This window comes from Pseudoalteromonas luteoviolacea, assembly GCF_021654285.1.
GTDB classification, from domain to species: Bacteria; Pseudomonadota; Gammaproteobacteria; order Enterobacterales; family Alteromonadaceae; genus Pseudoalteromonas; species Pseudoalteromonas luteoviolacea_J.
Window position 1 is genome coordinate 69,125 of sequence record NZ_JAKFZS010000026.1, and the last position, 10,489, is coordinate 79,613.

Annotated in this window: 9 protein-coding genes; 3 read left to right on the forward strand and 6 right to left on the reverse strand. The window is 37.8% G+C overall.

The window, feature by feature from the left end:
• Nucleotides 1-263: 263 nt before the first annotated feature.
• The 3 genes from L1077_RS20770 to L1077_RS20780 form a co-directional block, all read right to left on the reverse strand.
• Nucleotides 264-674 (reverse strand): VOC family protein, encoded by a 411-nt coding sequence (locus tag L1077_RS20770; RefSeq protein ID WP_237138820.1) that lies wholly within the window; start codon nucleotides 672-674, stop codon nucleotides 264-266.
• A 72-nt stretch (nucleotides 675-746) separates the two neighbouring features.
• Nucleotides 747-1,166, reverse strand: a complete 420-nt coding sequence (locus L1077_RS20775) for a helix-turn-helix domain-containing protein (protein WP_237138821.1) — start codon at nucleotides 1,164-1,166, stop codon at nucleotides 747-749.
• 271 nt (nucleotides 1,167-1,437) lie between these two features.
• Entirely contained in the window at nucleotides 1,438-1,782 is a 345-nt protein-coding gene (locus L1077_RS20780; protein WP_237138822.1) for a 5-carboxymethyl-2-hydroxymuconate Delta-isomerase, read from the reverse strand.
• Between the two features lie 737 nt (nucleotides 1,783-2,519).
• Between L1077_RS20780 and L1077_RS20785 the strand changes: the two genes are divergently transcribed.
• Nucleotides 2,520-5,786, forward strand: coding sequence for a hypothetical protein (locus tag L1077_RS20785; RefSeq protein ID WP_237138823.1), 3,267 nt, complete (start codon nucleotides 2,520-2,522; stop codon nucleotides 5,784-5,786).
• A 284-nt stretch (nucleotides 5,787-6,070) separates the two neighbouring features.
• On the opposite strand, the gene L1077_RS20790 is transcribed toward L1077_RS20785, so the two are convergent.
• The 3 genes from L1077_RS20790 to L1077_RS20800 all read right to left on the reverse strand — a co-directional run bounded on the left by L1077_RS20790 (nucleotide 6,071) and on the right by L1077_RS20800 (nucleotide 7,490).
• Complete coding sequence (locus L1077_RS20790; RefSeq protein WP_237138824.1) at nucleotides 6,071-6,427, reverse strand: Ypar14, super integron cassette; 357 nt, start codon at nucleotides 6,425-6,427, stop codon at nucleotides 6,071-6,073.
• A gap of 33 nt (nucleotides 6,428-6,460) precedes the next feature.
• On the reverse strand, nucleotides 6,461-6,943 hold the full coding sequence (locus L1077_RS20795; protein ID WP_237138825.1) for a hypothetical protein: 483 nt from the start codon (nucleotides 6,941-6,943) through the stop codon (nucleotides 6,461-6,463).
• A 109-nt stretch (nucleotides 6,944-7,052) separates the two neighbouring features.
• A complete protein-coding gene (locus L1077_RS20800) occupies nucleotides 7,053-7,490 on the reverse strand; it encodes a GNAT family N-acetyltransferase (RefSeq protein WP_237138826.1) in 438 nt (145 codons plus the stop codon).
• Nucleotides 7,491-8,121: 631 nt separating this feature from the next.
• Between L1077_RS20800 and L1077_RS20805 the strand changes: the two genes are divergently transcribed.
• Nucleotides 8,122-8,820 (forward strand): phosphoglycolate phosphatase, encoded by a 699-nt coding sequence (locus L1077_RS20805; RefSeq protein ID WP_237138827.1) that lies wholly within the window; start codon nucleotides 8,122-8,124, stop codon nucleotides 8,818-8,820.
• Between the two features lie 54 nt (nucleotides 8,821-8,874).
• Complete coding sequence (locus L1077_RS20810) at nucleotides 8,875-10,344, forward strand: FAD-dependent oxidoreductase (RefSeq protein WP_237138828.1); 1,470 nt, start codon at nucleotides 8,875-8,877, stop codon at nucleotides 10,342-10,344.
• Nucleotides 10,345-10,489: the final 145 nt, after the last annotated feature.

Below are 10,489 nucleotides of genomic sequence, written 5' to 3' on the forward strand. Positions count from 1 at the left end.
CTGGCTATTAACGATAAATCACAAATGATTTAAGCTCGTTGCAATAATCCTCTCTATTTCTTAGCAATTTTTTATTCGACACCGTAGGATCTTTTTAGGTGCCCTATGCATTGAACAGAGCCCTATGATGATCACACCATCAATACTAATAAATAAATTGAACCGCTCGTCGCTCGCAGGAGCCTATCTGCTGAGCTCTAAACTTATTTGTTAAATACTGTCAGATCAGATATATGCTGCTACACCTACTATGTGTGCAATTTCTATAATCTTTGAACCAAGCTAAACCAATTTCCAGAGTTATCAAGCGCCATCGCTTCAACACCGTATAGCTGCTCAGTTGGCGGTTGAATAAACTCCACACCTTTAGAAACGAGTTCTTCGTAAGTCTCTTGGCAGTTTTCTGTTTCAAAAACACCGGCACCAAATGCGCCATCTTCGATTAAACTGCGTATTTTCTCTGCCGCGTCTTTGCTAAACATGGGCCCTTCTTTAGGCTCTGCCAATACTAATTGGAGTTCAGGTTTAGATTTCGGGTGCACAGTCAACCATCGAAAACCGCCCTCCACCTTCATATCATCTCCCACTTCGAAACCAAGCTTGTGTTTATAAAAATCAAGCGATTCGTCCTGATTAAGTACATAGATTGTTGTATGTGCTATGGATGTAATCATTTATATATTCCTTATTTTTTCAATCATCTTCATCATACAAAAATAATCACGAGAATATTTCTTCAATCTTGCTCATTTCGCAAATTTACCCAAAAAGTGATACGCATAGCACGCAGGTATCGCCTGAGCAGGAAAACAATAGGCTTCTGCTGATAAAGCCCATAACTTACGTCGATATGAAGTCGGCGCCACGCCAACTTGCTTTACAAATAAAGATGAAAAGCTACCAAGGCTTGCATAACCCACTTTTTCGCAAACTTCAGAGACACTAAAGTGTTCTGTAATAAGCATTCTCTTTGCTTGCTCGACTCTAAGCCGGATCAAATATTCATTGGGTGTTTCACCATACGTGTCCTTAAAAACACGCAAGAAGTGGTACGGGGACATGCATGAGTGTTTTGCGATATCAGATAAACTAAGCGATGCATGGTAATTATCAACAATAAAATCCCTGCTATCGTTTAGCCTCTTATATTTGTTGTTGCTAGCCATGAACATATCCTTTTGCTAAAGCGCATTCATCATGCACCATGAAAACATAAAAAGCGGTGTGAGCCAAAACACTCGAGTCAGCCCTTAAAGAGTACTCCATGCTTTAGAGACTGAATTAAGCTGTATTCAAACTAAGCTCCTCTCGAAATAAATAGCATAACTTTTAAGCACTCACCTAATTCACCTTTAAGCACCAAATATCACTTATGGAAGATATAGCATGTCATTTCAGAGCTGATAATATGATAGTTACAGACTTTTTATAAAGACACTACAGCATTGTGCGATTACAGTATGTCGCCTTCTCAAAGTCATCAACGTTCATGGCAATATTTGGCACCTCTGGGAACATCTCAACAAGTTTTGATACGACAGCCTGAGATAATGCCGCTTTTTGCTCTTCTGTTCGACCTTGCATGATGGAAGCAAATACATGAATAAACTCTTCTCGCTTATTACCAACTGAGTACTTTTTAAAAGGGTTTATTCTCACTTTAATATCATTATCATCAAATAAATTCGTTGCGCTCGCTACCAAAAAAACTTGTTCAAGAATAAGCTCTTCACCATGCGTTTTTAGAACACTTTCCGAGCAATCCATTACAAAATGTGGCATATATACTCCTATCTATTATTGTTTTACCTGCATTCAATCCAACATATTAACTTTCAGACCAAAAATGTGACTGTACTATTCAGCCTAGCTTGCTGCCTTACTTCTGAGGTTTAAACGTCTCTTACCTTCCAAATACTAAGTCGAAACTTTCACCTTAATGTAGTTTGTCTACTTTCTCCTATAGCTTTTTAGGGTCAACATTCTAAAAGCAACGTTTGAAGCTTGATAAGTCCATATATCTGTTTAGGAAATGCTTTGAACGACATCACCTAATTCATGTTCGAATGACCAATATCTATATATTCAGAAATCAGAGAAGACAGTTATCAACATAAGTACCAGCCCGTTTAAGTAACCATAGTTTTTTTTAAATTACTCGCTCAGTTAAAAACTTCAGCGTATGTAGTTTCATGTGCAATAGAGACGACATTAAATTTTCATTCTTTCTAAAGTAAAGTATAAATTTTTATGTGATCATAAATCTCACCATAAACCTATTACCATATCGTGCGAGGTATAAAAACCCGAAAGAGAAAATATATACATAAATATATTTATATATAAAAGGAAACCGCACACTAAAACCCATTACAAATACAAAAAAGAAAGATTAAAATAAAATATTAAATAAATGTATAATTTATATTTACAGAATTATACTATATCGTTAACTTGACTGCGTATATGGAGCATTTTCGCTCTGATAAGCTATTGGCATAAACTTCTGGAGTATACAATTGACACATAAACCAACTTTTTCTGTAGCTGCATTGCTCTCTTTCTTTTTAATTGGCTGTGGTGGTGGCAGCAGCAGTAACAACAATAGTGATACAAACAGCTCTTCTTCCACGACAAATATTGCAACTTACACTTTAAATACCAATATTACTGGGTCCGGAAGCGTCATTAACGCTCAAAACTCTGTGCGTGAAGGTGACTCTCAAAGTTTCTTGCTAGAGCCAGATGACGGCTACTACGTAGACTCAGCTACTGGGTGTGGTGGAACACTGATTGGCAACCAATACAACATTGAAGACATGCAGTCAAACTGTACTGTGGATATTGTATTTAAGCCTCGAGTAACACTAAGTTCATTGGATCTAGACCCTGTACTTACACAATGTTTATCTGAGCAAGGCGACAGCACATTCGCCGATGAAGTTACATCAATTTCCTGCTATCAGCCCATAGAAAACACAGAAGCCATTGCGCATTTTAAAAAGCTACAACATTTAGAGTTGTACGATCAAAGCATTACCAGCCTAGACATTTCAAAAAATCTAGAGTTGTCTTCATTTAGTGTATCAAGCCCTCTACTTGAAACGCTTGATATTTCTATGAATACCCAGCTCCAATATCTATGGGTAGGGGATAGCCAATTACAGTCTTTGGATATCACAAAAAATAAGCAACTCAACACTTTATCTGTAGATGCTACGCAATTAAAGACCTTAGATTTGTCTCAAAACATCGAGTTGCTTTCCTTGTCAATCAATAGTCAGGTAATGTCCGAACTAGACATAAGTACAAATATTAACCTTGAACGTTTGAGTGTTAGTTATACACCGTTGACGAATCTACAGCTCACTGACAACTCAAAACTTAACTACCTATGGCTTAACAATGTCAAGGTTACTAACCTAGACCTGTCGGACAACTCAGAGTTAGTGGAAATATATGCCTTATACACCCCACTCACATCTTTAAACTTAGCTAACACGCAACAATTGAGTATTCTAGAGCTATATGATACCCAACTCGGAAGCTTAGATATTTCTGATGCTGAACAGCTGCAATCTTTGTTAGTATCAGGAAATAAACTATCTGAGATTGACCTCAGTAAGAATTCTGAACTCGTCCAGATAAGCATAGTCTCTAATGCACTAACAAGCATTAATTTAGAAAATAATACTCTCCTCCAATCACTCGACCTCACGGACAATGCCTTAAGCACAATTGACCTTTCGAACAACCCAGAATTGTCCAATTTACGACTTTCGAATAACAAGCTTTCTGCATTAGACTTAACGGCTCTGCCAAACTTATCAGAACTTGATATACAAGATAACCAGCTGACTGAGCTAGACATTTCTGGCAACCCAATGCTTACAGTGTTTCATCTGTCAAATAACCAATTAGCACAACTAAAATTTCCAATTAACGAAGTCCTAACTGAACTATCTGTTTCTGGTAATAGCTTTACCGCCCTAGACTTTTCGAACTTTAAAGCACTTGAAACACTGTCGGTATCAGGCTCCCAACTTGACACTATTCAATTAGAACAAAATGCAAGCCTGAAAGAATTAACCGTATTTTCGGATAGCCTAAAAAAGCTAGATGTATCAAAAAATACCGCGCTCACCTCATTAACACTCGAAAGCAACGCTCTCACAAATCTTGATGTGAAAAAGAACACAGCACTGGAAAAGCTATCAATATTCCAATCACAAATTGATGAGCTTGATATCTCATCGAATACATTGTTGCAAGAGTTGCATGTATCTGCGCAGAGATTGGATCACCTCAACACATCTAATAATGAGCAACTTAAAAGTCTTACTGTTTATAGTGATTGGCTCACCTCGATCGACTTATCTAACAACTCGCTGCTTGATAACATAACTGTTCATGCACAAAAACTGACACAGCTTGACATTTCTGCAACGCCAGACGTCAAACAGCTCAGTTTAGGTAGTGATTACTTGAAAGACTTAGAGATGTCTCATTTAACACAACTTACGTACTTAGAACTAAGTTCTATACAAATTAATGAATTAGACTTGTCAGCTCACTCTCAGCTGGAAAGTTTATGGCTTAACAGCATGCCTCTTATAAGCCTTGATCTGTCTCATATGCCAGAGCTTAATTCTCTTTCTGCCAATTCATTACAACTTACAAGCCTAGATCTCAAACACAACACAAAGCTGGATTACCTTGATGTCCATGATAATGAATTAGAAACACTCGATATCTCTAATAACCCGGAACTAACATCCTTCTATGCGTCGGGCAATAAGCTAACCAATATTGACTTGTCTAACAATGTACTTTTAGGGTCTATATCCTTGTATGATAACCAACTTAAACAATTAGATCTTAGCAAGAATACCGCCTTAAACTATTTATATGTTGCGAACAATCAGCTAAGTGAACTTGACTTATCCAGCAACAGACTTCTAGTGAACGTCACCTTATCTTTTAATCAGCTTACGGAACTAGACTTAACTAACAACCCAAGATTACATTACCTCGATGCTGATTTTAACGAGTTAACATCTATAAATATCTCGGATAAATTAGAATTAACGACACTCTATGTAAACTATAATAAACTAGACACATTTACAGTGACAAATGTACCTGTTCTAGAGGACCTGTACGCTTCTGGCAACATGCTAACATCTATCAAGCTTGAGGGACTTGACGTACTCCAACAACTTGACGTTAGTAATAACCAACTTACAGAGATCACTCTGCCATCTAGTCCATCTCTCATTACGTTAGACGTAAGCTACAACCAACTGACTGAACTAGATATCACTACAAACTCGGCACTACAATCATTAAATTCAAGCAACAATAGTTTGACCAAGTTTACCATAAACGCCAATTCAGTTTTGAATACACTGTATTTAAACAACAATCAGCTAAGTGCATTAGACTTGTTAGCGCAACCTCAGTTAACTTATTTAGATGTAAGCCAAAACAATATCGCCCAACTAAATATTACCCAAAGTGAAGCATTGACAAATTTAATAGCTGACAACAACGAGCTAACGCAGCTCAATACGAGTGATAACAGTGCACTTGTAGAGTTATATCTTGACAACAACAAGTTAACCACTGTCGACCTCGCAAATAATAGCCAATTAAGCTACCTCCAGTTACACCATAACGCATTGTCTGAAGTCGATATCAGTTCAATTGAATATCTATATAATTTAACGCTCGACTTGAATGTCTCTTGTACAGGTAATATGTGCTCTCGAGCGTATTACTACTAACCAGCTTATCAGCGACTGCCATACAGAGTGTGTCAGTCGCTGAGTATTTATCAATATGATTGAAACCAGCTTCAGATTTGATCTGCAAAGCACTTACCAATTTCACAATTGAAAATAATTATTATCTGCTCAAGTTAAAAATTAAATCTGTGTCGTCCTTAACATATTATCCTTGAGCACATGCACTCTGCCATTCTCAATATATGTTTAGTAAAGCTCATTATTTATTACTTTAATCTAATAATATATCTTATTACCATGAGTTCACATAAGGCTGGTAATACTTAAAACAAAGGCACATTAATTGATGGGGTAACATAGACGCGGGCACCATATCGAATTGATTCGGGTTCACCATGATGAGACTCAACAATGTTAGGTGCAGCAAATTCCAGATATTCACCTGTACTATCAAGTTTTCTGACAATCGAAGGACAATCCATTATGTGCATTGAAAATACGGACTTATCTAGTAACTCAGTCTTCAATTCGATACGAACATCACCATCATATTGATAGATAAACACAACCAGCTCTATCCCTTGCTTTTTCACTGCATATTTATGCCATATTCCATCACTCTCTATTTCTGGAAGCACCTCAAGAGTAGCGAGGACATCAGTTTCATCCCAATTGAGCACTTATCTCACCTTATTGTTTTTCAAGAGACAAAATTACCATAAATTTTTCTCATCAATTAACACTTTACTTGGCTTTTGAGATAAAAGTACTTTCTCAGCATTTAAAGGATTGCCAAAATAAATGTTATACACATGCTTATAATATGCCCAAGTGTACTCTATGGGAGTACGCTCGTTGGTGACAATCTTAATCCATGTATTCGGTTTTAGAGCACAAAAATGCTTAACGCGGCCTCTTTTTTCCCATTTTGAAACTAAAAGCTCTCCATTTAATACTTCTAGCTTGAAACCCAGCTGTCGTTGCTGATTATCATTTATACATCGAAAGCCTGAAACAACAGGATCACTAAAGTTACTATACTCTGAATATTTAACTTTATATAAGAATACACCTCTAGTTCCTGGCGCACCCATTAATGGATATTTTTCAGGGACTGAATTTCGTACTGTAGCTCTTGGGTTACCACGAGACTTTTTTGTCCAATACGTTTCTATATGCTGAATTATCGTATCCATAACACTTACTTTAAAATTTACATAATTTGAGTTCAATCATAAAACCTACTACGCCCATGGTGCTCACTTACAGCCAATCGTTTTTCATATTAACTCGCTCTCACGTTTGTTAAGCATCGTATATCATTACATATTCAGAACAGTCTGAGCCGATAACTCGAAATCCAAGCGCGTCATAAAGCTTCTTTGCAGGGTTGCTTTTGAGAACACTTAGGCCTACCGATAGTTTGTCTTTTTTCGCTTTATCACATAAATCAGTGATTAATTTCCTACCTATTCCAAAACCTTGATATGAAGGTAGTATTTGTATCTGAAAAATATACCATTGTGATTTTTCAGAAATTAAACTGGCTTTAAACAATCCAATATTTTCATTGTTGATTTGGATTATCTGGGCATCTTCAAAATTATATTTTATGCGATAAAGATGCTCACTATCGCTTATATCCACCCCATCGCTTAACAAATAGTTATCCATTGTGATTCGGCGCAGGTTCAATAAAAAATCCATATCACCGTCATTGGCTTTACGTAAAGTGTAATTCATGTGCTGTCTCAAATCCTGTTGTTTTCTCATAAAATTATTTAGCGCATTTTTATGGCACTCAATAACTTACACTAATTATAAATATAAACGTTTAAATAAGGAACAAGAGTAGGAAACATCTATTAAAAGCTCAGGCTTAATCTCTTGACTCAGGCGGATTGAAGAGATAGACCCTGTATTTATTAGGCGAACACACCGTGTTATCAAGTGTTATTACTATGTCGACGGCAAATCTATCAGTGCTGTTCTTGCTTTTATCATTTTCATTTAACTCTGCCTTTGGCAGCATATTTAAACCTTGGCCCATGTGTTTTGTTTTAGCAATAAGTTCGTTTTCTCTAGATTTTCTCTTTTTCAACTCGTAGAGTTGGCCTAGGTTATTGCAATGCAAGACAATTTATAAATTTGTAGAAATACTCATTCTTTTTTGAACCGAAAATACTTAGGGGACGTATTACAGAGTCGATTGGATAACAGTTCTGGTGCAAAAGCCTTAAAACGTTATGAACAAAACACAGTTCAACAAGGTTTACACAGAACACAAATATTTAGCCAGGATGGCCGTAGAAAGTGGCTCTTTTTAAAGATACACTAGCGCGGTTTAAACTAGGGCCAATATTAGGAATTTACATTGAAATTCACCGACAAAAACGTATTGCTGTTTGATTTGGATGGCACATTGATAGACAGTGTGCCAGATTTGGCGCTCAGCATTAATCAAATGCTACATGAATTAGACATGAAACCCTACCCTACCGACACGATCCGAAGTTGGGTTGGTAATGGCGCAGCCGTGTTAACCAAAAGAGCATTATCAGGCCATATTGACATAAATCCGGATTTGGATCCTGCTTACGTCGAAAAAGCACTTTCAATTTTTCTTGCTTATTACGAACAAAATGTATGTGTTGATACGACACTATACCCCAATGTAAAAAGCACATTAGAAAACCTGCATCGTGATGGTTATCGCTTGGTCATTGTTACAAACAAACCTGAGCAGTTTGTTCGCCCTATTCTAAAGCACTTAGGTCTAGACAACCTTTTCGAAATGGTTGTAGGAGGCGACAGCTTACCAAAACGCAAACCTGACCCTATGCAGTTGACTTACGTATGTGAAACGCTCGGCGTTAAAGCATCGTCGTGTTTAATGATAGGTGACTCGAAAAACGATATCTTTGCAGCAACAGCAGCAAAGATGCAGAGCATCGGTTTAACCTATGGATATAACCACGGTGAGGACATTAATAGCCATGGCGCGTCACTGGTGTTAGATAATTTTGCCGACATCATTGAAGCCCTAGTTCCCGTTGAGGAATCAGCGCATTAACGAGCTCAGCCTTTTGAAGCTTGACGTTTTAACATTTCCATTATTGTGTAGAGCATGATAAATAAACAGCCAAAGTATGCCAATACTCGCGTCGGGATCATAGGCGGTGGTATTGGCGGTGCAACCATCGCATTAAAATTAAGCCAACAAGGCGCTGACGTATTGCTTTTCGAAAAAGAAATTAGCTTAGTCAATGGTCCGCCAATGTGTCACCTTCACGCAGGGGGCAATTTATACAGAGAAATATCAGATCAGCAATGTATCGATTTATTGAAACAATCTATCAATACTGCAAAGCTGTATCAAGAAGCCATAGATTACAGACCGACAATCGTAGCTGTACCATCGCACGATAAAGGCGACCCGAGCGATGTTATATCTAGGCTAACAGTGCTTCAGAAGGAGTATCAGAGACTCGTAGCGTCGGATACACAAAATGAAATACTGGGGCCTGCATCCGAGTATTTTAGATTGTATCAACGCGCAGACATTGAAAAATTATCGCAATTACCGGTTCCAAATCATCCACAAACGCCCGATGAATGGATGATAGCCTTTGCGAAGCAAACAGATTTAACGCGGCTTAAATTCCCAATTTTTTTGGTACAAGAATATGGCATTAGTGTTTTTAGGCTAGCAGCATTAACCAGTTTGGCCCTAGAAAATAGTCCACATTGTGAGTTATTAACAAGCACTCACGTGACTTCAGTGACACAAAACAGTGCACAAAAATGGATGATTGAAACAACACGTTCGGGCGTAGATGAAAAATTTGAAGTAGATTATCTAATTAATGCCTGTGGGTTTAGGACAGGTACCATTGATGACATGGTAGGAGCCAAACCAAAGCGTATGGTTGAATTTAAAGCCGCTTATATTAGCCGTTGGAATGACAACCAGGCTAAATGGCCCGAAGTTATCTTTCATGGTACTCGAGGCACTAAAGATGGCATGACACAATTAACTCCATACCCTAATGGTTACTTTCAAATACACGCAATGACACCTGACATTACCCTTTTTGAGGATGGGTTAGTTTCGGCAAAACAAGAAAGTGCTCAACCAGAGTTACCGAGTAAATACATCAGAAAAGTAAATCATCAGTGGGATGAACAAGTAATCAATGAAAGAACCGCCAAAGCTATCGAAAAAGTAGCTGGCTATATCCCTAATTTTAATAGCGCTGATATTGGTGGGCGCCCTATGTATGGCGCACAGCAAATACCAGGTGCTGATGCCACATTAAGGGTTGCTGATGTAGCTTTTCAATCAAATAGCTATGCTCGATGTGAAATCGTCAAGGCATCGTCTGCCCTGCCAGCGGCAAATACCATCTTTGATAAATTAGTCGAACTTGGTTTGTTAACTGACGACAGTTCACAACGCCGCCGAAATAGTTTTGTTGATACTTCTATGACTAGCGATATAACTGAACAACAAATTGCCCAAAGGGCTGAATACCTTGCCCAAGAAAGAGGCTTCCCTGCAGACCTAGCAGGGCGAACAATGCCAAGTATTACATAGCTGGTTGTAACGGCTCTAGGTGATGCAAAAGCCTTCAGCCGTTTTCCTTATCTATAAAGTAAAATATTTCATCAGTATTTTGGTAGATAAACTTTGTATGGCGTTATGGACAAATCTTGCCTGTCCCATATTCCCCCTTTATATT